Annotated in this window: 1 protein-coding gene; it reads right to left on the bottom strand. The window is 68.5% G+C overall.

Going from position 1 to position 588, the window contains the following annotated elements; genetic code table 11:
• Positions 1-569, bottom strand: a 569-nt coding sequence (locus H4N64_RS44210) for an NADP-dependent phosphogluconate dehydrogenase (protein ID WP_186288267.1), incomplete at its 3' end; no start/stop codon positions are given.
• Positions 570-588: the final 19 nt, after the last annotated feature.

Below are 588 nucleotides of genomic sequence, written 5' to 3'. Positions count from 1 at the left end.
GAGTCGACCTTCTCCAGCAGCTCCCAGCCCTCGGCGTAGGCCTGCATCATCGCGTACTCGATGCCGTTGTGAACCATCTTCGCGAAGTGGCCCGCGCCCACCTTGCCGGCGTGCACCGAGCCGAAGTCACCCTCGGGCCTCAGCGCGTCGAAGATCGGCTGCACCTTGGCGACGTTCTCCGCGTCGCCGCCGTACATCAGCGCGTAGCCGTTCTCCAGGCCCCACACGCCACCGGAGACACCGCAGTCCACGAAGCCGATGCCCTTGGCGGCCAGCTCCTCGGCGTGCTTCTCGTCGTCCGTCCAGCGGGAGTTCCCGCCGTCCACGACGACGTCCCCGGGCTCCAGGAGCTCGGCGAGCTCGTCGACGGTCGACTGGGTGGCGGCACCGGCCGGGACCATCACCCACACGACGCGCGGGCCCTTGAGCTTGCCCACAAGCTCTTCCAGGCTGTGGACATCCGCGAGGTCCGGGTTGCGGTCGTATCCGACGACGGTGTGGCCCGCGCGGCGGATCCGCTCGCGCATGTTGCCGCCCATCTTGCCGAGGCCGACGAGACCGAGCTCCATCAGTTGTTCCTTAGGTTGC

Origin of the sequence: Streptomyces cupreus, from assembly GCF_014257025.1 — a bacterium.
Taxonomy (GTDB): Bacteria; Actinomycetota; Actinomycetes; order Streptomycetales; family Streptomycetaceae; genus Streptomyces; species Streptomyces cupreus.
The sequence above is the reverse complement of the archived record's forward strand: the minus strand, read 5'-3'. Positions and strand labels throughout refer to the sequence as shown.